The 21,935-nt window shown below is 59.0% G+C and carries 16 protein-coding genes; 15 read left to right on the forward strand and 1 reads right to left on the reverse strand.

Features of this window, described 5'->3' with window-relative positions; all coding sequences use genetic code 11:
- Positions 1-75 precede the first annotated feature (75 nt).
- On the reverse strand, positions 76-1,686 hold the full coding sequence (locus tag ABJZ52_RS06110; protein ID WP_348189585.1) for a phosphoenolpyruvate carboxykinase: 1,611 nt from the start codon (positions 1,684-1,686) through the stop codon (positions 76-78).
- 565 nt (positions 1,687-2,251) lie between these two features.
- Here ABJZ52_RS06110 and ABJZ52_RS06115 point away from each other — a divergent pair.
- The 15 genes from ABJZ52_RS06115 (at position 2,252) to grpE (ending at position 21,930) form a co-directional block, all read left to right on the forward strand.
- Entirely contained in the window at positions 2,252-2,950 is a 699-nt protein-coding gene (locus ABJZ52_RS06115; protein ID WP_153770422.1) for a response regulator transcription factor, read from the forward strand.
- Positions 2,951-2,961: 11 nt separating this feature from the next.
- A complete protein-coding gene (locus ABJZ52_RS06120) occupies positions 2,962-4,779 on the forward strand; it encodes a sensor histidine kinase (protein ID WP_348189582.1) in 1,818 nt (605 codons plus the stop codon).
- The gene (locus ABJZ52_RS06125; RefSeq protein WP_348189580.1) at positions 4,776-5,243 is read left to right on the forward strand and encodes an HPr kinase/phosphatase C-terminal domain-containing protein; all 468 of its coding nucleotides are present in this window, start codon (positions 4,776-4,778) and stop codon (positions 5,241-5,243) included. Before ABJZ52_RS06120 ends, ABJZ52_RS06125 begins: the two co-directional genes overlap by 4 nt.
- A 109-nt stretch (positions 5,244-5,352) precedes the next feature.
- The gene (locus ABJZ52_RS06130; protein ID WP_153770425.1) at positions 5,353-5,757 is read left to right on the forward strand and encodes a PTS sugar transporter subunit IIA; all 405 of its coding nucleotides are present in this window, start codon (positions 5,353-5,355) and stop codon (positions 5,755-5,757) included.
- Between the two features lie 16 nt (positions 5,758-5,773).
- The gene (locus tag ABJZ52_RS06135) at positions 5,774-6,055 is read left to right on the forward strand and encodes an HPr family phosphocarrier protein (RefSeq protein ID WP_348189578.1); all 282 of its coding nucleotides are present in this window, start codon (positions 5,774-5,776) and stop codon (positions 6,053-6,055) included.
- Positions 6,056-6,221: 166 nt separating this feature from the next.
- On the forward strand, positions 6,222-6,902 hold the full coding sequence (locus ABJZ52_RS06140) for a SatD family protein (protein ID WP_348208819.1): 681 nt from the start codon (positions 6,222-6,224) through the stop codon (positions 6,900-6,902).
- Entirely contained in the window at positions 6,899-7,405 is a 507-nt protein-coding gene (locus ABJZ52_RS06145) for a hypothetical protein (protein ID WP_348189574.1), read from the forward strand. Before ABJZ52_RS06140 ends, ABJZ52_RS06145 begins: the two co-directional genes overlap by 4 nt.
- Before the next feature lie 226 nt (positions 7,406-7,631).
- Positions 7,632-9,020 (forward strand): adenosylhomocysteinase, encoded by a 1,389-nt coding sequence (ahcY, locus tag ABJZ52_RS06150; protein ID WP_348189572.1) that lies wholly within the window; start codon positions 7,632-7,634, stop codon positions 9,018-9,020.
- 227 nt (positions 9,021-9,247) lie between these two features.
- The gene (locus ABJZ52_RS06155; RefSeq protein ID WP_348189570.1) at positions 9,248-11,761 is read left to right on the forward strand and encodes an ATP-binding protein; all 2,514 of its coding nucleotides are present in this window, start codon (positions 9,248-9,250) and stop codon (positions 11,759-11,761) included.
- A gap of 14 nt (positions 11,762-11,775) precedes the next feature.
- A complete protein-coding gene (gene tsaE, locus ABJZ52_RS06160) occupies positions 11,776-13,299 on the forward strand; it encodes a tRNA (adenosine(37)-N6)-threonylcarbamoyltransferase complex ATPase subunit type 1 TsaE (RefSeq protein WP_348189568.1) in 1,524 nt (507 codons plus the stop codon).
- Between the two features lie 31 nt (positions 13,300-13,330).
- On the forward strand, positions 13,331-14,065 hold the full coding sequence (locus tag ABJZ52_RS06165) for a nucleotidyltransferase family protein (protein WP_348189567.1): 735 nt from the start codon (positions 13,331-13,333) through the stop codon (positions 14,063-14,065).
- Positions 14,066-14,116: 51 nt separating this feature from the next.
- Positions 14,117-17,227 carry a double-strand break repair protein AddB gene (gene addB, locus ABJZ52_RS06170; RefSeq protein ID WP_348336248.1) on the forward strand — a complete coding sequence of 1,037 codons (3,111 nt, stop codon included), beginning with the start codon at positions 14,117-14,119 and terminating at the stop codon, positions 17,225-17,227.
- Entirely contained in the window at positions 17,224-20,739 is a 3,516-nt protein-coding gene (addA, locus tag ABJZ52_RS06175; protein WP_348189565.1) for a double-strand break repair helicase AddA, read from the forward strand. The genes addB and addA overlap by 4 nt, the downstream gene beginning before the upstream one ends.
- Positions 20,740-20,832: 93 nt before the next feature.
- Positions 20,833-21,153, forward strand: coding sequence for a thioredoxin (trxA, locus tag ABJZ52_RS06180; RefSeq protein ID WP_348189564.1), 321 nt, complete (start codon positions 20,833-20,835; stop codon positions 21,151-21,153).
- 135 nt (positions 21,154-21,288) lie between these two features.
- Complete coding sequence (gene grpE, locus ABJZ52_RS06185) at positions 21,289-21,930, forward strand: nucleotide exchange factor GrpE (protein ID WP_348189562.1); 642 nt, start codon at positions 21,289-21,291, stop codon at positions 21,928-21,930.
- Positions 21,931-21,935: the final 5 nt, after the last annotated feature.

The raw sequence follows: 21,935 nt of genomic DNA on the forward strand, positions 1-21,935 counted from the left end.
CATTCACGTACAAATTAAAATGGCGCACCCGGTTCAGGTGCGCCATTTGATAGGGCAAAGCGTTATGTCGCCTGGCTATTCGGCCGCATCACGCAGGGCAGGGGCCGCTGCCAGCACAGACCCGTCGACGTGATCTTCGAATGTTTCGAAGTTGTCGATAAACATCTGGACAAGTTTTGCCGCCTGAACGTCATAGGCTGTCTTGTCGGCCCATGTGCCGCGTGGATCGAGGATAGAGCTGTCGACACCTTCGACGCTCGTTGGCACAGCAAATCCGAAGTTTGCATCCGTGCGGAACTGAGCGGACTTCAGAGACCCGTCGAGAGCAGCGCGCAACAGCGATCGGGTTGCCTTGATGGGCATGCGTTCGCCAACGCCATAGGCACCGCCCGTCCAGCCCGTGTTGACCAGCCAGCAGTCGACATTGTGTTCGGCAATCAGGTCACGCAGCAGATTGCCATATTCTGATGGGTGCCGGGGAATGAAAGGTGCGCCAAAGCAGGTTGAGAATGTCGCCTGCGGCTCGACGACACCCTTTTCGGTGCCAGCGACCTTGGCCGTATAGCCCGACAGGAAGTGGTACATTGCCTCTGCCGGCGTCAGCTTGGCGATCGGAGGCATCACCCCGAATGCATCAGCTGTCAGCATGATGATGGTCTGCGGCTTTGGAGCAGTGCCGGTCTCGCTGGCGTTGGAAATGAAGTGGATCGGGTAGGCAGCGCGGGTGTTTTCCGTCTTCGAGCCGTCATTGAAGTCAGGAACCCGGTTCTCGTCGAGAACGACATTTTCCAGAACGGTGCCGAACCTCTGCGTTGTCGAGAAGATCTCGGGCTCTGCCTCGGCTGACAACTTGATCGTCTTGGCGTAGCAGCCGCCTTCGAAGTTGAAGATGCCCGTCTTGCCCCAGCCGTGCTCGTCATCGCCGATCAGCGTACGCGACGGATCGGCCGAAAGGGTGGTCTTTCCCGTACCCGACAAGCCGAAGAAGACAGCTGTGTCGCCAGCCTCGCCCACATTCGCGGAGCAATGCATGGACATAACGCCTTGCGGCGGAAGCAGGTAGTTCAGGAAGGTGAAGACCGACTTCTTCATCTCGCCCGCGTAGGATGTTCCGGCGATCAGAACAATTCTGCGGCTCAGGTCGCACGCGATCATCGTCTCGCCGCGGGAGCCATGGCGGTCCGGATCCGCCTTGAAACTCGGCAGGTCGATGATGGTCATGTCGGGTGCGAAGGTCGCCAGTTCGTCGGCGCCCGGACGCAACAGCATGTTGCGGATGAACAAAGAGTGCCACGCGTATTCAGTGTAGACGCGCACGGGCAGCTGGTTGGCTTTTTCGGCTCCGCCATAAAGGTCTTGCACGAAGAGCTCCATGCCTTCGGCGTGCTTGCGAAAGTCCGACAGAAGCACTCCGAAATGCTCTGGGCTCATCTCCGCATTGTTGTCCCACCAGACCGTTTCGGAGGTCTGGGCGTCGCGAACAACGAACTTGTCTTTCGGTGAGCGACCGGTGTGGATGCCTGTGTCGGCAACCAATGGACCATTGGCGGCGATCTCTGCCTCTCCGCGGGAGATCGCATATTCGTAAAGTGCTGGCTCGCTTTGGTTCCAATAGACGGACGACAGACCTTTCAGTCCGAAAGTCTCGACACCGTTGGCGGCGTTCCTAACACCTACTTCTTTCATGATCCCGCGGTCCTTGTGATCTTGAGGGTCCCAAACACTGATACGGCGTAATGTCACGCTGAGGTATCCGTTGGAGGTCGGAACCTAGTAGATCGATGTAATTCCAACAAGGTGAGCAGAGGAGCGATTTCGATATTCAATCGATTAAATAGAGGATGCGTCAATTTGTTAATTAATTCGGATGTCGAATTAATGAGTTTGCTGAAACTTCTATTCGGTTGGTCGTGTCGAATGCTGAGGGGGTTTAGTTGTTGCGCGTTAAGTATTTCGATAATTCTTTCATTAATTGCGATTTGGAGCTCGAAACGAAAGAAGCGAAACCTGGCGTTCGTGTGGTGTTTGGCAGTTCCAAAGCCTCTGGAAACCGAAATGCTCTCGCATTGCCTGCTAAATTGGTCAGCATCACTGGAACCTTGGCGGCAAAGTGCCCACCTGCGGGGCATGCCGCATGGACAGCGCCTTAATTTCCGCGCATTTTCCGAGGCATAGGCTAAGATCAGCAATTGAGAACGCTGCCTGTCATGCAGACTGACAGGTGGATTTACAAAGGACCCTGGACCCGCTCATGCCGACTATTGCGTTGGTCGACGACGACCGTAACATTCTAACTTCGGTTTCTATTGCGCTGGAATCGGAAGGCTATCGAGTGCAGACCTACACCGACGGCACGTCGGCGCTGGATGGGCTTCAGAGCGATCCGCCCGAGCTTGCAATCTTCGATATCAAGATGCCTCGCATGGATGGCATGGAGTTGTTGCGCCGTCTCCGCCAGACGAGTGATATCCCGGTGATCTTCCTCACGTCGAAGGATGATGAAATCGACGAGCTGTTCGGGCTCAAGATGGGTGCTGACGACTTTATCCGCAAACCCTTCTCCCAGCGTCTTCTCGTGGAGCGCGTGAGAGCCGTTCTGCGCCGTGCTCAGCCGAAGGATGCATCTGCGCCGCGTGAAGACGCGGACAAGCTGCTTGAACGCGGCCAGTTGCTGATGGATCAGGAACGCCACACCTGCACCTGGAACAACAAGCCGGTCACGCTGACAGTCACGGAATTCCTTATCCTCTCCGCCCTGGCTCAACGCCCCGGCGTCGTCAAGAGCCGCAACGCGCTCATGGATGCAGCCTATGATGATCAGGTCTATGTCGATGACAGAACCATCGACAGCCACATCAAAAGACTGCGTAAGAAGTTCAAGGTTGTTGACGACGACTTCGACATGATCGAAACCCTCTATGGTGTTGGATACAGATTCAGGGAGGTCTGAAGACCTGCCGCATGACAAATGACCGCGAGATGGCAGAAGGGTTGGAGCCCGGACAGACCGGCGTGCCCGAGCGCTCGCAATTGCGTCGGCTTGGCAACAAGCGTCTCCGGCGCCGTTTGCTCGCACGGTTCGGCAAGATTTTCGGCACCTACTTCCTGTCATCGCTGACCCGGCGGATCGTTGCGATCAATCTCGTCGGTCTCGTGGCGCTCGTCATCGGCATTCTCTATCTGAACCAGTTTCGCGCCGGGCTGATCGATGCCCGTGTTCAGAGTCTTCTGACGCAGGGCGAAATCATCTCGGGCGCCATTGCAGCCTCCGCGACCGTCGACACCGGGGCGATCACCGTGGATCCCGAGCGGTTGCTGCAATTGCAGGCAGGCGAAAGCATTGCGCCGGGCGGGGATGATCTGGACACCCTGGACTTTCCGGTCAATCCGGAGCGGGTCGGACCTGTTCTCCGGCGGTTGATTTCACCAACCAAGACGAGAGCCCGAATTTATGATCCGGAAGGCATCCTGATCCTGGATTCCCGGCATCTTTATTCGAGTGCACAGATACTTCGGTTCGACCTGCCGCCGCCGACGGCAGAAGAAGAGGGCATGTTGAGCACGCTCTGGCAGTCTATGAAGCTCTGGCTGCGGCGGGGTGATCTGCCGGTCTATCAGGAGCTTGGCGGCGGAGATGGCCGTGCCTATCCGGAAGTTGAGGCGGCCCTTGCCGGTTCGCCGGCCAGCGTGGTGCGCGTGTCTCAGCGTGGCGAGTTGATCGTCTCGGTTGCTGTTCCAATTCAACGCTTCAGGGCTGTGCTTGGTACGCTGCTGCTCTCGACCCAGGGCGGCGACATCGATGCCATCGTTCGCGCCGAACGCATTGCGATCATGCGCGTCTTTCTTGTGGCGGCGACTGTCACCACGCTCTTGTCGATCCTGCTTGCGGGCACAATTGCCGGACCGGTTCGTCGGCTGGCTGCAGCGGCTGAGCGGGTGCGTAAGGGCTCGACGTCGCGGCAGGAAATTCCCGAATTTGCCGATCGTCAGGATGAGATTGGTCACCTTGCTCGCGCCTTCCGCGACATGACCAACGCGCTTTACAATAAGATCGATGCAATCGAGCAATTTGCAGCCGACGTGGCGCATGAGCTGAAAAACCCTCTGACATCGCTCAGAAGCGCGGTTGAAACATTGCCTTTGGCGAAGAATGAGCGGTCGCGTGAGCGGCTTCTGGAAGTGATCCAGCATGACGTCCGGCGGCTTGATCGGCTGATCTCCGATATATCAGATGCTTCGAGACTTGATGCTGAACTGGCGCGCGCCCAGGCCGAGCCCATCGATCTGGCTGTCCTGTTGCGCAACATCGCCGAAGCCACCAACCAACGAGCGGACGATGACAGCGCGGAAATACTGCTGACGATTTCCGATGCTCCAGGCAACAAGACCTACCAGGTGCTTGGACACGACATCCGTCTGGGTCAGGTTTTCAGCAATCTCCTCGACAATGCCCGCTCATTCTCTGCAGCAGATGGGACGGTGCAGATCAGCCTGTCGCGCCAGGGCAAGGACATATTGGTTGTGGTCGACGATGACGGGCCGGGCATTCGCGCCGAGAACACCGATCGGATTTTTGAACGGTTCTACACGGATCGTCCGGACGGTGAGGGTTTCGGCAACAACTCCGGCCTTGGCTTGTCCATTTCGCGGCAAATCATCGAGGCTCACGGCGGTCATATCCAGGCTGAGAACCGCCAGGAGACCGACGTGGAAAGCGGCGAAACCAGAGTGGTTGGCGCACGTTTCAAGATTGAGTTCCCGGCGAGTGGCGCGAAATGAGCAGCGTGACGGTTCACGCCGGCTGTGTTGTGATCGGCCCGCATGGTGTGCTGATCCGGGGGCTTTCCGGCAGCGGGAAGTCGGCCCTCGCCGACACAATGATCGAGGCGGCGAAAATGCGAGGCAGCTTCTCGGCTCTGGTCAGTGACGATCGTTCTTGTCTGGAAGATCGTGGGGCGCAGCTTGTTGCTTCGGCGCCAGAACCTCTGCAAGGTCTGATCGAAGTGCGAGGTCTCGGTCTACAGTCGGTGTCTTTTGAGCCGGAAGCGGTCGTGCGCATGGTGATCGACCTGCTGCCTGAAAAAGAGATCGAGCGCTTGCCCGCTCAGCCGTTGATCGATGTGGTTCTTGAAGGAATTTCTGTTCCGGCCTTGCAGGTTGCCAGCGACAACCCGGCAGCAGCGCTCTCCCGTGTGCGCTGGGCCTTGAGACAGCTTTTCCCCAACGGGCCTGACTACCTGTGAGACTTTGCGTGGAATTTTACTTGCAACTGGCTAAGCGGTTGTCGAGAGTGCAGCGAACGTGTAACGGTCGCGAAAGTGATCTTTGAAAGGCATTCAGGTCGAGCAGCTCATGATTGGACTTGTACTCGTAACCCATGGACGCCTCGCGGAGGAGTTCAAGTCAGCCCTGGAACATGTGGTTGGCCCGCAAGATCACGTTGAAACGATTTGCATCGGTCCAGATGACGATATGGAACAGCGTCGGCAAGACATTCTGTCAGCTGTCGAGTCTGCCAACTCGGGCGATGGTGTGGTCCTGTTGACCGACATGTTCGGCGGCACGCCTTCCAATCTTGCGATCTCTGTGATGGACGGAAAGTCGGTCGAGGTTGTCGCAGGCGTCAATCTCCCCATGCTGATCAAGCTGGCCAGCGTACGCTCCGATCGCTCCCTTGCGGAGGCTGTCGACGAAGCGCGGCAGGCAGGCCAGAAGTACATCTCGGTCGCAAGCCAGGTTCTGTCCGGTCAGAATTGAAGGGCAGACTGAGAAGATGACGACGGCTTTGCTGGAAAAAGATCTCACCATCGTCAATCAACGCGGACTGCATGCGCGTGCCTCTGCGAAACTTGTGAAACTGGTCGAGACCTTCGACGCGGACGTGAAGGTTTCCAAGGACGGTCAGACGGTTGGCGGAACCTCCATCATGGGTCTGATGATGCTGGCGGCAAGCCCCGGTTGCTGCATCCATGTGGCTGTGACTGGTGCCGACGCAGACAATGCCATGACGGCAATTACCGAGCTGGTCGAAGACGGTTTCGGCGAAAGAGACTGAATTCCGGCGCGAAGTACGCTGTGAATCGCTTTCCGATCAATTCGTAAAATTGAATCATATTTGATGCAGTATTTGAAATTGAATCATTATAGATTCATTTTTAGAAAGTGAATTGATTTCGATACGCGGCGTTCTTGTCGATGTGTCGCGTATGGGAGCTTCGGTCATGAGTGAAGCGCATTTGGAGAATCCCTTGATCGCCGTCATGGGGGACTTGGTCGCAAGCGAAGAAGCTGAATCTCGCCAGGAGTTGCACCGTGACTTCAATGCTGCGGTCGACACGATCAACATAAAGTACAACAAACAGCTGCGCTCTCCATTGACCATCACTTTGGGAGATGAGTTCCAAGGACTCGCTGCTGATTTTCCATCAGCTTTCGATATCGCCCATGACATGCGTCTGACGCTCTTGAAACAGGATATCTTTTGCCGCTTCGTGGTCGGGCAAGTCGACCTGCAGACGCCGGTCAATCCGGATCGGGCCTGGAACATGATGGCCGATGGTCTGGCGGAGGCGCGCGCCCGCCTTGAGGACAAGGCAGACCCGAACGCCTACCGGTTTTCTTTCCTGGAAGATCAGCGCTGTGCTCCGCTCCTGGAGGTAATTGGCGCTGCGATGACCGATATCGAGGAAAGCTGGACGTCCACGCAACGTGCCTATCTGATCTCCCGGGTTCTTGACGGCGAAAGCGTTAAAGACATTGCTGCGCGCCATAATGTCAGCGCGCGCACAGTCTACAACGTGCTGGGACTGGCAGGCTTCAGTTTATACGACCGTCAACTCCAAGCGATAAGGTCATTCCTCAAAGGGGAGGGCGGTGGGGCTCCAGAGAGGCAAGGCTTATGATCACATCAGATGCGGTCCTGATCGGTGTTGGATACGCCCTTTTCGTTCCATTGCTCTGGATCATTGGAAATTGCTTTACCAAATGGGTCATCGACAGAGCCGTTGATGAGCTGGTGCCGCCCCCCAAGACGCCACCGCATGCCACTCGGGAAGGTCAGACGGCTGTCACGCCGCCTGCCGCAATTTCAGCGGCCCGACCCCAAGCATCTGACGGCCAAGCGGACGCGGAAATACGAGAGCTCAAGGCGGGGCGTGTCATTGGCGTTCTGGAGCGTCTGCTCATCGTGACGGGTCTCGTCTTGGGGAAGTGGGAGGTCCTGGTGGCGGTCATCGCGCTCAAGACGGTTGCGCGGTATCAGGAACTGGATGCCAAGTTGAACGCCGAATATTTCCTGATTGGCTCGCTCGCCAGTGTTCTTTGGGCTGTCGCAACCTCAGTTGCTCTGCTCCTTTACGATCAGTCCGTTGGCTTCGGACTGTTCCCGGCGGCTTTGCTGAAGTGAGCGGAAGAGCTGATTCCGAAGACTTGGCCAGCGGATGTTTGAAAATTGGAGAGTTGATATAAAGAAATCTTTATATCTTTTATTGATAGAGTGTCACCTGCGCGCTATAACACGCGCTGTTACGAATGGGAGGCGCGCTGTCTCCAGGAGGCGGCTGCGATCCTTGTGAGCGTATCCCCATCATCTGGCCTTGCGAGGCGCAAGGCGAAGCACTCAGGACGTTTTCATGAACGACTATATCGTCAAGGACATCGGGCTCGCCGATTGGGGCCGGACCGAAATCGAAATTGCTGAACACGAAATGCCGGGCCTGATGGCTTGCCGCGCAGAGTTCGGTGAAAGCAAGCCGCTGAAGGGCGCCCGCATTGCCGGTTCCCTGCACATGACGATCCAGACCGCCGTTCTGATCGAGACGCTTGTCGCTCTCGGCGCGGAAGTACGCTGGGCGTCCTGCAACATCTATTCGACCCAGGATCAGGCGGCAGCTGCGATCGCTGCTTCCGGAGTTCCGGTTTTTGCCGTCAAGGGCGAAACCCTGGAAGAATACTGGGACTACGCTGACAAGATTTTTGACTTCGACGACGGCGCCAACATGATCCTGGATGATGGCGGCGACGCCACCATGTACATCCTCATCGGTGCGCGCGTTGAAGCCGGTGAAACCGGCCTTCTCGACAATCCGGGATCTGAAGAAGAGGAAGTTCTCTTCGCGCAGATCAAGAAGCGCATGGCGGCGAACCCGGGTTGGTTCACCAAGCAGAAGAGCCTCATCAAGGGCGTTTCCGAAGAAACCACCACCGGAGTTCTGCGTCTTTACGAAATGCAGAAGGGCGGTCAGCTGCCATTCCCGGCGATCAACGTCAACGACAGCGTCACCAAGTCGAAGTTCGACAACCGTTACGGCTGCCGTGAATCCCTGGTCGATGGCATCCGCCGCGGCACCGACGTCATGATGTCCGGCAAGGTTGCAGTTGTCTGTGGCTACGGCGATGTCGGCAAGGGCTCTGCCCAGTCTCTGGCTGGTGCTGGCGCGCGCGTCATCGTCACCGAGATCGATCCGATCTGTGCTCTGCAGGCGTCCATGGACGGCTATGAAGTCAAGACTATCGAACAGGCGCTTCCGGAAGGCGACATCTATGTCACCGCAACCGGTAACAAGGACATCATCACCTTCGAACACATGAAGGGGATGAAGGACATGGCCATCGTCTGCAACATCGGCCACTTCGACAATGAGATCCAGGTCGCTGCCCTGAAAAACACCAAACTGCGCCCGGTCAAGGACCAGGTCGACATGTATGAGTTCCCGGATGGCAAGCGCATGATCCTGCTCTCCCAGGGCCGTCTGGTGAACCTGGGCAACGCGACCGGTCACCCGAGCTTCGTTATGTCCGCAAGCTTCACCAACCAGGTGCTTGCGCAGATCGAGCTCTGGAGCAAGGGCGAAAACTACAAGAACGAAGTCTACGTTCTGCCGAAGCACCTCGACGAAAAGGTTGCGCGCCTGCACCTCGAGAAGCTTAACGTCACCCTGACCGAGCTGTCTGATGAGCAGTCCCAATATCTGGGGATTAACAAGACAGGTCCGTTTAAGGCTGAGCACTACAAATACTGATTTTTCCCAACTCGATCTACTACATGTAGAATCGGACCGGAAAACGTCCCTGCGAAAAGTGTTAACGGGATTCTTCAATTCGAGGGATCCCGTTAACTTTTCATCAAGAGACTCTTCTTCGCGATTCCCAAAAAGGTTATGGTTTTAGCGAATCAGTAGCCAAGAGGCTCAAGCTTCTGATTTGAACCGGGCACCCGGGGATGCAGGCGGCGTAAGGGGATCATGAAATGCCGGTTATCGGCTTTGACGGCGCGCGTAATGGCGCGACGTGGCGAGAAAGGATTCGGGCAACAGTAAAGCTGACCAGCGTCAGTTTTGCTGCCTTGATGATCAGCAGGGTCCCTTCCAAATCTGCCGAACTTCTCGAGATTTCGCAGCAGGGGATCAACCCTGACAGCATGGTCTGGCTGGGAGCCCTTGGTGGCGTCTGCGCTTTTGCTGTGACGGCCGCAATCGCCTTCGTTCGCCAGCAACGCCAGTCTGCACGCATTGCCGAACGCCTGACGCGCGAAAATGGCGACCTCAATCTGAAACTTGATCGCCTGGAGACGATGCTCAATACGGATGAGCAGCGTGTCATCGTCTGGACTGGAAATGGCGCGGTGCCTCAGGTCTGGGGCGTTCTGTCTGAAGCGTCCGGCGTGCCGCGTGCTCCGGCCCAGTTGCTTGCCTTTGGGTCATGGCTCTCTGCCAAATGCGCATCGGATCTGGAGCGCAGCCTTGATACGCTTTTCAAGACCGGCGAAGCCTTCTCGACCACGCTTAAGACAGGTGTCGGTTCTTATGTCGAGGCGGCAGGTCGCACTACGGGTGGCGCGGTTGTCCTGCGTTTGCGCGATCTCACTGGCGAACGCCAGATGCAGGCCGAGCTGGCGGCGCGCAACGCCCGGATATCCGGCGAACTGCATATGCTGCATGCTCTGCTGAACGCGATGCCCGCGCCGGCATGGCAGCGGGATGCGGAAGGTACGGTGATCTGGGCAAACAAGGCCTACGCCCAGGCTGTTGAAGCTGCTGATGCTGCGTCTGCCATTCGCGACGGAGCTGCGTTCCTTGATGCCGCCGCGCGCGACGCGATGATGCGTGATCGCGATGAGGATGGCTGCTTTCGCTCCCGCATGCCGATCGTGGCAGCCGGCGAGCGGCGGATTTTCGAGGTCACCGACGTGTCGTCTAATGTCGGCAATGCTGGCGTTGCCGTCGACAGCAGCGAGTTGGAGCAGGTCCGCAAGGAACTCGACCGCGCTGAGGAGTTTCACGGCCGGACGCTTGATCAGCTTCAAACAGCGGTTGCGATCTTCAGTGGCGAGCGCAAGCTTCAATTTTACAATGCTGCGTTCCGTCAACTCTGGGATCTCGATCCGGGCTTTCTCGAAAGCCACCCCGAGGACGGCGCACTTCTGGACGCCCTTCGTGCGGCGCGCAAAATTCCCGAGCAGGCTGACTATCGTGGCTGGCGCAAGAAGATGCAGGAGAGCTACCAGTCTCTCGAGGCGCGCGAAAGCTGGTGGCATCTGCCCGATGGGCGCACCCTTCGTGTCATTGCCAACCCGCATCCCCACGGCGGCGTCACCTACATCTACGAAAATGTCACGGAACAGCTGGATCTGGAGAGCCGCTACAACGCGCTCACCCGCGTTCAGGGTGAAACCCTCGACAATCTCTCCGAGGCGGTCGCCGTGTTCGGTTCAGATGGCCGTCTGCGCCTCTGGAACCCGGCCTTCGGCCGCATCTGGGGCCTGCGCGAAGACCAGCTTGAAGGTGTGCCGCACGTCAATGACGTGGTCGAAGCCTGTGCTCTTGTCGAAGACGAGCGCGTCGCCTGGGAACAGCTTTCGGGCAGCGTCACGGGCCTCGTCGACAACCGCATGCAAGCTGCCAGCCGCATGGAGCGTCACGACGGCACGGTTCTTGACTATGCCACGGTGCCGCTGCCGGACGGCGGCACGCTGGTGACGTTTGTCGATGTGACCGACAGCGTCAACGTGGAACGGGCGCTGGTCGAGAAGAATGAAGCGCTTGAGCAAACCGATCAGCTGAAGAATGCCTTCATTCAGCATGTGTCCTACGAGCTGCGCTCCCCACTGACCAACATCATCGGCTTTGCACAACTCCTGTCCAATCCGAAGTTTGGCGAACTATCTGCCAAACAGGGTGAGTACGCCGCCTACATCCGTTCCTCATCCGCTGAGCTTCTGCTGATCATCGACGACATTCTCGATCTTGCGACCCTTGACGCGGGCATCATGCAGCTCGACATCTCCGAGGTGAACGTCGCCGCTACGGTGGATGCGGCCATCGAAGGCCTGAAGGACCGAATTGCGGAAGCGCGGATCTCGCTCCAGACGGACGTTCCCGCCGATATCGGCACGATGTTTGCGGACGAAAAGCGCCTTCGCCAGGTCCTGTTCAACCTCATTTCAAACGCCGTACGCTACTCCGACGAAGAAGGCACGATCAGGGTCACGTGCAACCGTGAAGATGAAAAGGTCATCTTTGTTGTCGAGGACAATGGTTGTGGCATTCCGGCTGATGTGATCACACAGGTGTTCAACCGCTTCGTTGGTCACGATGCCGGTTCTCGGCGCCAGGGCGCGGGGCTGGGTCTTGCCATCGTCAAGAGTTTCGTGGAACTCCATGGCGGCAAGGTCGAGATTGAATCGTCCGAGGGCCGCGGAACGATTGTTACCTGTACATTCCCGGCCTCACCCAAGGCGACCGGCCGCATTGCCGCCGAATAGAAACTGGAGCTGCGATGTCCGCCAAGGACCTGCGCCCGATTGCCCATCCTGACTTGAGCATCGAACTCGCCAGCGAGGCGGAAACGGTCAGCCTGGCGGAAGATCTCGCCGCCATATTGCATCCTGGTGATCTGATGTGCCTTGCCGGTGATTTGGGAGCGGGCAAGTCGACGTTGGCTCGGGCGCTCCTGAGGGCGCTGGCCGACGACCCTGATCTGGAGGTTCCGAGCCCGACGTTCACGCTCGTCCAGACTTATGAGCTTGCAAGGTTCGCGGTCTCGCATTTCGATCTGTATCGCCTGGAAGACCCGGAAGAACTGGACGAACTGGGTCTCGACGAGCTTCTGGAAACAGGCGCTGCTCTGGTTGAATGGCCCGAACTCGGCGGTGAGCTTCTGCCGTCAAATCGCGTCTGGTTGCGGCTTGATGGCGAAGAGGAAGAAGGCCGCAAGGCCATATTCCGTTTTGAGGATACGGACTTTGGTGTGCGGCTGGAACGTTCACGCGAGATCCGGAAATTTCTGAATGAAGCCGGTTGGCCGGGTTGTGAGCGCCGCCATTTGAAGGGCGATGCTTCCGCGCGCAGCTATGAGCGGGTCAAGAAGGACGGTCGGACGGCCATCCTGATGAATTCTCCGGCTCTTTACTCCGAGCAGGAGCTTGGCGCTGAGCTGAGCTACAGCCAGATCGTTCATCTGGCGCAGGATGTGACACCTTTCGTTGCCGTTGGCTCCGAGCTGCATCGGCGCGGCTATGGTGCTCCTGAAATCTATGCCTCGCAAACGGGTCAGGGATTGCTGTTGATCGAGGACCTCGGCGATGAGGGTGTTCTCGCCGACGGCAGACCACATCCGGAGCGCTACAAAGCGGCAACGGAGCTCCTTGCCAGGATGCATGGCGAGAACTGGCCGCGCGAGATCGCGCTCGGTGATGGCTCGACCTACGAGGTTCCGGACTTCTCGCGCGCGGCGATGCTGGCCGAGGCAGACCTTTTTCTGGATTGGTATGTGCCGGAAATGACCGGAACTGCAGCTCCTGAGGCGTTAAGGCAAGAGTTTCATGAGCTCTGGTCGGCAGCGCTGGACAATATTGCCGACGCCCAGAAAGGCTGGGTCCTGCGCGACTATCATTCGCCGAACCTTCTCTGGCGCGAAGACCGCCAGGGCCTAGACCGGCTTGCCTTGATTGATTTTCAGGACGCGGTGATCGGCCCGGTTGCCTATGACGTTGCGTCCTTGCTGCTGGATGCGCGTGTCGAGGTTCCGGAGGATCTGGAAGCAGCTCTGTTCGAGACCTATGTAGAGACAAGGAAAAAGCAGAACCTGACGTTTGACGGGGTCGCCTTCAAGGCGGCATATGCGGTGATGGCTGCCCAGCGGGTGACAAAGATCCTCGGGATTTTCGTGCGCTTGGCCCGGCGGGATCACAAGCCGGTGTATCTTGCGCATTTGCCACGCATGAATGCTTATCTTGATCGAGCGCTCGATCATCCGGTTCTGTCTGATCTCAAGCTTTGGTATGACAGAAACAGGCCCTGAATTCTCGGGGCAAAAAGATTCGGAACAGGTAATGACCGCGACGACCTTCCGTCCTGAAAAGGCAATGATCCTGGCTGCGGGGATCGGCAAGCGCATGCGTCCGATCACAGCAACCACGCCCAAGCCGTTGATCGAGGTGAATGGCCAGGCCCTGATGGATCATGGCATGGACAAACTCGTACAGGCTGGCGTGAAGACCTGCGTGGTGAATGTTCACTATCTGGCTGATCTCGTGGAGGTTCATGCACGCCGACGGAGCGATCTGGACATCCAGATTTCCGATGAGAGAGATGAGCTTCTGGAGACCGGCGGCGGCATCAAGAAGGCGCTCCCGCTGCTGGGAGACGCGCCGTTTTTCCAGTTGAATGCTGATACATCCTATTGGATTGAAGGTGTGAAGCCCAATCTTGAGCACATGATTGACGCCTGGGATGACACCCGGATGGATGCGCTTCTGCTCATTGCCGAGACGGTCAAGGCTGTTGGCTATGGCGGTCGAGGTGACTTTGAGCTCGGCAAGGATGGGACACTACAGCGGAGACAGGAGAGAGGCGTCACGCCTTTCGCATATGCAGGGGCGGCAATACTGCATCCACGGCTCTTCGAAGGCGCGCCCGCAGGCTCTTTCTCGATGAACCGGCTGTTCGACAAGGCGATTGAGGGCGGGCGTCTCTTCGGCGTTCAGATGGAAGGCATCTGGCTTCACATCGGGACACCGGAAGCCATCGGTGCGGCGGAATACGCCGTGCGCGAAAGCGCAGCCTGATCGATGGAAGCGGCAGGGCGCCCAGGTAGCATCTATACGGTTCCGCCTTCGGTGCCGTTTCTCAAAACGCTGGCGCGCCGCCTCGTAGATGGGACACTGTGCCCCGGGTTTCGTCCGCTGGATGATCCACTGCTGCTGTCCACCGCAACGCTCTATCTTCCCACGCGCCGCGCTGCCCGTCTTCTGCCGGAAATCTTTCAGGAGCTCTTCGGCGGTCGTCCCGTCTTGCTGCCGACCATCCGGCCGGTTGGTGATGTTGACGAAGATGACCAGTTGTTGCGTTCCCAGATCGATGCGGAGCCCCTGCCGCCAGCCATGCCGCTGTTGGAGCGGCATCTAGCCATGACCCGACTGGTCATGGCCTGGAAAGCAGCTCTGCGCCATGAGGTCCTTCATCTTCGTCTCGATGAGCCGCTAGGGGTCCCAGCGTCCGCCGCGGATGCCGCCTGGCTTGCGGGTGATCTGCTGACGCTCATGGATGAGATCGAGACGGAGGAAGCGGACTGGTCCGAGCTCAAAGGCCTCGTTCCGGCCGATCACGCGCGCTATTGGCAGATCACGCTGGATTTCCTCAAGATCGTTCAGCAGGCCTGGCCGGCGCATCTGGCAGAGCAAGGCAAGATCGACCCCAAGGAACGGCGATCTCTTCTGATCCGTCGCGAGGCAGAACGGCTCGCCGCACAGCCGCCCAAAGGACCTGTGATCGTGGCCGGCACCACCGGGTCGGTTCCAGCCACTGCAGCACTTTTGAAGGTTGTTGCGAGCCTTGAGCGTGGCGTGATCGTTCTTCCCGGCCTTGATCTGGGTATGGATGAACGCTCCTGGGTCGCACTCGGTGGACGCGATGCCAAACCTGTCAAACCAGCTGCCGGCCCCTGGGACGCGGCGCAGTCGGTTCCCGGACATCCGCAATACGGCTTGAAGCGTTTGCTTGAGGACCTGAAGATTGTCCGCAGCGACGTGCGGGAGCTCGAAGCAGCTTCCTCCGATGCACTGGCGGACCGCGAACGAATTGTTTCGGAAGCCCTGCGGCCTGCGGATACGTCTGATGGCTGGATGAGCTTCCTGGAGGCATTCGAAGAGCCAAGGCGTGCCGCTGCACTTGAAGACGTTGGCTTGATCACGGCTGCGAATGAGGCCGAGGAGGCACTGGCCGTCGCGGTTGCCTTGCGTGAAGCATTGGAACGGGGAGAGACAGCGGCATTGGTGTCTCCGGATCGCCTGCTGGCTCGGCGTGTCGCCAACGAGCTGGCGCGCTGGCACATCGAGGCCGATGACAGTGCAGGCCGGCCGCTGGATCAGACCCCACCTGCGATCCTGGCGAGCCTCGCGGCAAGCCTTGCGCTTGATGGCTGTGATCCGATTGACCTTCTGTCACTGTTGAAACACCCGCTGGCGCGCCTTGGTTTGCCGGTGAAAGACATTCGAGCGACAGCCCGTGCACTCGAGCGTGGTGTCCTCAGAGGCCCAAGGGCGCGTCAGGGCACGGGCGGACTTCGCGAAGCCGTTCTGGCAAGCCGGGAAGCCGCGGAGACCGGCCGGACGCCACCACGGTGGAAGAAGGTTCATGACGCGGATTGGGATGCCATTCTCGATCTGGTCGATCGCCTGACGCACGCTCTGGAGCCGCTTGAGAGCCTGTCAGAGAGCGCCGAAGAAGTGCCTGTCACCGATCTGGCCAGGGCCCATGCGGATGTGCTTCACCGGATCGGCGTTGACGAGCACGGTTCCGATGCCGAGCTGTATTCTGGCGAGACCGGCGACGCGCTGGCGCTCTTTCTCACAGGGTTGCTGGAGGCGGATGCGAGCGGCTTTGCCGTGACACCTCGCGAATGGCCTTCGGTGTTTGCCGCCTTGATGTCAGGTTCGTCCGTGCGGCGAAAGCTGCCGGGTGATCCGCGTATCCAGATCCTCGGGCCCATGGAAGCACGGCTGCAATCACCCGACCTGATCATCCTCGGCGGATTGAACGAGGGAGTCTGGCCTCAAAGAACCCGCAACGATCCGTGGCTTAACCGGCCGATGAAGGCCGATCTGGGGCTTGATCCACCGGAGCGCAGGATCGGCGCGGCTGCACATGATTTTGCGCAAGGTCTTGGCGCCGGTCGTGTGCTCCTGTCGCGAACAGCACGAGCTGATGGAGCACCCACGGTGGCCTCCCGGTGGCTTCAGCGGCTTCTGACGTTGGCCGGTCCGGATATCACGGATGAGATGGGCGAAAGAGGCGATCACTATCGGATCTTGGCCGGTATGCTGGACCGCACAGAGGGAGCTGTGCGCTCTGTTGTCCGTCCCGAGCCAAAGCCTCCGGTTCCGGCGCGACCCAGGTCTCTGTCGATCACGGAAATCGAACGCCTGGTGCGTGATCCCTATTCGATCTTTGCGCGTCACGTTCTCGACTTGCAGCCGGTTGACCCTATCGGCGGCGTTCCAGGCGCGGCGGACAAGGGCAATATCATTCACGACGCGCTGGCTGAGTTCCTGGAAGGCTGGAGCGGACCCTATGATGATGCCGCTGTCGCACGGCTGATTCTGGTTGGCGAGAAGCACTTTGCCTCGCTGGACGCCTTTCCGGCGGTTCGTGCCCTGTGGTGGCCGCGGTTCAAGCGCATCGCCCGAGGCTTTGTTGCCTTCGAGGCAGCTCGTGCCGACAAGGTCGAGAAGCGTTTTCTGGAAATCTCCGGTGGTGTCGAGCTTGTTCTGCCGGGCCTCGAATTCCGGTTGAAAGGGCGGGCGGACCGGATTGATCTGATGACTGACGGCACTATTGCGGTCATCGACTACAAGACTGGTCAAGTGCCCTCGCTCAAGCAGGTGGAAGCGCTTCTTGCGCCGCAAATGCCTCTGGAAGCTGCAATGATCAGGCGCTTGGGCTTCCAGGACATCCCGGCGACCTTGCCTGTCTCCGATCTCCTCTATGTTCAGCTCAAGGGCGGAAGCGAGCCCGTAATCCCGCAGCCGCGCAATCCGAAGGACACGGATTTGGGTGACCTCGCCGAGGATGCCTGGCAGCGCCTGGAACAGCTCATTGCCCACTATGGCATCGAAGATAACGGCTATCTGTCCCGGGCGCGCGTGATGATGGAGGGTCGGACGGACGGACCCTATGACCACCTTGCGCGCGTGCAGGAATGGTCCGTTGGCGGGGAGGGAGAGGAATGAGCTTCCAGATCCCGGAAGTCACCCGTCAGCGACAGGACCGCGCGTCGAGGCCGACCGCGTCCGCCTGGGTCAGCGCCAACGCGGGCTCCGGCAAAACCTTCGTCCTGTCACGCCGGGTGGTGCGCCTGCTACTCGACGGCACAGATCCTTCCCGCCTGCTTTGCCTGACCTTCACCAAAGCCGCGGCGGCCGAAATGGCGACCCGCGTCTACAAGATCCTCGGTGACTGGGTGACCATGAGCGATGAAAAGCTCGCCGCCGAGATTGAGAGCATCGAGGGACGTGTGCCCGACAGGGCCCGCTTGGCACTGGCGAGACGGCTGTTCGCGCGCGCGCTGGAGACCCCGGGTGGTCTGAAGATCCAGACAATTCACGGGTTTTGCGAGGCGCTGCTGCATCAGTTTCCGCTCGAGGCGAATGTCGCCGGTCACTTCACCGTTCTGGACGACCGGATCGCGGGTGAATTGATGTCTGAGGCGCGGGCTTCCGTGCTGCAAGAGGCGGAGAACGATCCAGACAGCGATTTTGGACGTGCGCTGGCGATGTTGATTTCGCTCATGCCGGACGCCAGCGCCGAAAAAGCCCTCGATGAGCTCATCCGCAACCGTGACGCATTTCGCCGTTGGATTGATGACGAGGGCAGCCTTGATGCCGCGCTCGCAAATCTGGCTGCCGATCTGGGAGTGCCACCTGGCGAAAGCCTGTCGGATCTCGACGATAGATTTCGAGCAGACTGTCTGATTGATGAAAACGCGGCCAAGTCCTATGCGGAGGCTCTTTCCGGCGGCACGAAAACCGATGTGGGCCGAGCAAATGATCTGGTCACGGCTTGGTCGATGCGAGATGCGAGCGCCTTCAAGGACGCCTGGATCCCGGTTTTCCTGACCGCTAAGCTGGAAGCGCGTAAATCTCTCGCCACCAAGAAGATCGCGGAAGCGTTCCCCAACGTTGTCGAACAGCTGGAGGCTGAGCAGGCGCGGCTGCTGGCACTTCTGGAACAGCGCGCGTCCTTTGTGACCTTTGAAGGTACGCGTGCGTTGCTGCGCCTCGCTTATGCGGTGATCGAGCGCTATGAGAAAGTAAAGGCGCGCAAGGGTTTTCTTGATTTCGAGGATCTTGTCGTCCGAACGGCGAATCTCCTGTCGAGGTCCGATGCCGCGCAGTGGGTTCAGTACAAGCTGGACCAGGGTCTGGATCATATCCTTGTTGACGAGGCCCAGGATACAAGCCCGCGCCAATGGCAGGTGGTGCGCTCGCTGGCCGAAGAGTTTTTCTCAGGTGAGGGCGCACGCGGTCAGGTCCGCACCATTTTTGCCGTCGGCGACGAAAAGCAGTCGATCTATTCGTTTCAGGGCGCAGTGCCTGCCTATTTTGACGAGATGCGCAGGACCTTCGAGAGACGATCCACCGAAGCTGACCGTGAATTTCATTCGGTTGACCTTCAGCTTTCGTTCCGCTCCACACCGGATGTTCTGGGCGCGGTGGATACGGTCTTCGCCACGGCGGATGCCCACAAGGGCCTGTCGCAGGAACTGAAGGCCCCCGTTCATGAAGCCATTCGCCGCGATCCAGGGATTGTCGACCTTTGGCCGCTTGAGCAGGAAGCCGAGGTTGAAGAGCCTGAAGACTGGCGCATACCCCTCGACCGGGTCGGTTCCGGCAGCCCGATGCTGCGGGTCGCGCGCCGCATCGCCGAAACCATCGCAACGTGGATGCGTGACGGAACGGCGGGCCCCGGCGATGTGCTTGTCCTTGTGCGCAAACGCGGCCCCTTCGTCGAAGCCTTGAACCGGGAAATGAAATCCCTCGGCGTTCCGGCTGCCGGCAGTGACCGTCTTGTCCTGACCGATCATATCGCGGTCAAGGATCTCGCAGCGCTTGGACGGTTCATGCTGCTGCCCGAGGATGACCTCTCCCTGGCTTGTGTGCTGAAAAGCCCGCTGATCGATCTGGATGATGACGATCTGATCAGGCTTGTGGATCGGGAGCGGCTGGAGCGCCCGCGCGACGGAACGCTTTGGCAGCATCTGGTGAAGAAGTCGGACACGAACCCGAAATGGCAAAAGGCCCGGGAGCAGCTCGAGCTTTGGCGCTCCCGAGCTGACTTCATGCCGCCCTATGAGTTCTACGCCAGACTGCTGGCGGGCGATGGTGGGCGTCAGCGGTTCCGAAGCCGGCTGGGCGTCGAGGTTGACGACGTTCTTGACGAGTTTCTCGCTCTGACGATGAACTATGAACAGGCTGGAACACCAGGCCTTGAGGGTTTTCTGGCCTGGATGGCGGCAGCTCCGACCGAGATCAAGCGTGAGCTGACCAACGCCAAGGGCATGGTGCGGATCATGACCGTCCATGGGTCCAAGGGCCTGGAGGCGAAGATCGTCATTCTGGTTGACCCCGGCGGAGCACCGGTCAGCGCCATTCACGATCCGTCTTTTCTGCCGCGAGCGCGGCAAAACAATCCCCTGCTGCCGCCAGCCTTGGTCTGGTTGCCGACCAAGAACGACCGCACGCCCTGGCATGGTGAGGCGATCGATGGTCTCAGGGAAGGGCAGGAGGAAGAATACCGCCGGCTGCTCTATGTGGCTTTGACCCGCGCCGAGGATCGGTTGATCGTCTGTGGCTGGGAACCCAAACGCGGCGCTCATGAAGCTTGCTGGTACAATCTTGTGTCCTCGGCCCTCAAACCCGGCGCCCGGGAAGTGACCGACGAAACGGGGAGCGTCGTTTCCTGGCGCTGGCAGCAATCAAATGTGGCAGAAGCAAGCGCTCAGGGGCCAACCGCCGGCTTTGGCCAGACGGAAACTCAGCCAGCCGCCTCACCAGTGATGCCGGACTGGTTGAACCAACGCGCTTCTGCGTATGTGCGCAAGCGTCGAATGCAGCCTTCAAAAGCCTTCGAGGAAATGGAGGCGAAGGACGGCGTTGACCAGGTTCCGGGTTCCTCCCGGCTGGAGGCACGGCGTCAGCCGGCGGCGTGGCCGCTGGAACGTGGGCGTCTGGTCCACAGGCTTCTCGAAGTCCTGCCTGACCTGCCGACCGGGGAGCGCGAGGGTGCCGCCGAGCGTTTTGTTGCTCAATCCCTTGCGACTGAATTTCAGCACTACAAGGATGCGCTGCTGGAAGACGTTCACGCGATCCTCAATGGGGGCGAGTTCGCCCCCTTGTTCGGCGTCAATGCGCGTGCGGAGGTGTCCGTTGTTGGGAGCCTGACGGCGGTCGATGGCAAGGACGTTGCGGTGTCAGGACAGATCGACAGGCTTGTGGTTGAGCCGGACAGGGTTCTGATCGTCGACTACAAGACCAATCTCGTGCCACCTGAAACCTCTGCTGCCGTCCCCCTGGAGTACCTGGCGCAGCTCAGCGTATATCGCGGGTTGCTGCTGAGCATCTATCCGGGCAGGAAGATCGAGGCGGCGCTGCTCTGGACCGCGACACCGTCCATGATGTTGATTCCGGAAGCGCTTCTGGACGAGACGTTAAAGGGGCTTGCGAGCGAGGTGGGCAGCGCTTGACGGACGAGGGTTCGCTACCTACGTTCGGTCCAACGCGTCACGGTGCTTTTGTGGATTCTGTCTGCACCGGACTGATTATGAAAGAGATATATCATGGCTACCAACACGATCACCGATGCCAGCTTTGAAAGCGATGTCCTGAACTCTTCCGAGCCGGTCGTTGTGGACTTTTGGGCGGAATGGTGTGGCCCGTGCAAGATGATTGCACCGGCGCTTGAGGAAATCTCCGAAGAGATGGCAGGTCAGGTGAAGATCACCAAGATCAACATCGATGAGAACCAGGATGCAGCCATGAAATACGGCGTTCGGTCCATCCCGATGCTGATCCTCTTCAAGGACGGTGAGCCAATGGCAACCCAGGTGGGGGCTGCTCCAAAGGGCAAGCTTGCCGACTGGATCAAGAGCGCACTCTGATCTTCAACCAAATTCGGGTTGGTTCTGCCTGAAAATGGCTGATCCGACTCGCAAAAACTTGACGGTTCGGAGCGGGTGTGCTGAGAGCATGTCCGCCCGAATTTTATGTGAAACCAGCATTCCAACGGACCCAAAATGAGCGACGAGAACAAGACCCCTGCCGATCAGGAGCCTGAGCTTGCAACGGACGCTGGCAAACCCGCAGCTGAAGCAGACGCCGCGGCCGCCAACGATGCGGCAGCTGATCCTGTTGAAACCTTGATGGCTGAAAACGCAGAGCTCAAGGACCGCGCGCTGCGGACCATGGCTGAAATGGAAAACCTGCGCCGCCGCACCGAAAAGGAAATCAAGGATGCACGTCAGTACGCTGTCAGCGGCTTCGCGCGTGACCTTCTCTCCGTTTCCGACAACCTGCGCCGCGCATTGGACTCCCTTCCAGAGGAAGCACGTCAGTCCGCAGACGCCGGTCTTGCTGCCCTGATCGAGGGCGTCGAGATGACGGAGCGCGATCTTCTGAACCAGCTTGACAAAAATGGCGTCAAGAAGCTTGAGCCGGAAGGCCAGAAGTTCGATCCGAATTTCCATCAGGCGATGTTCGAGGTTCCAAATACGGAAGTTCCGAACAACACAGTCGTGCAGGTCGTTCAGGCCGGTTACCAGATCGGTGATCGGGTCTTGCGTCCCGCCATGGTTGGTGTTTCCAAGGGTGGGCCGAAAGAGGCACCTGCTGCTGATGCAGGTGCAGACGCCGGTCAGACGGTCGACAAAAGCGCCTGACGCCA

It is taken from the genome of Roseibium sp. (assembly GCF_039982295.1).
Lineage (GTDB): Bacteria > Pseudomonadota > Alphaproteobacteria > Rhizobiales > Stappiaceae > Roseibium.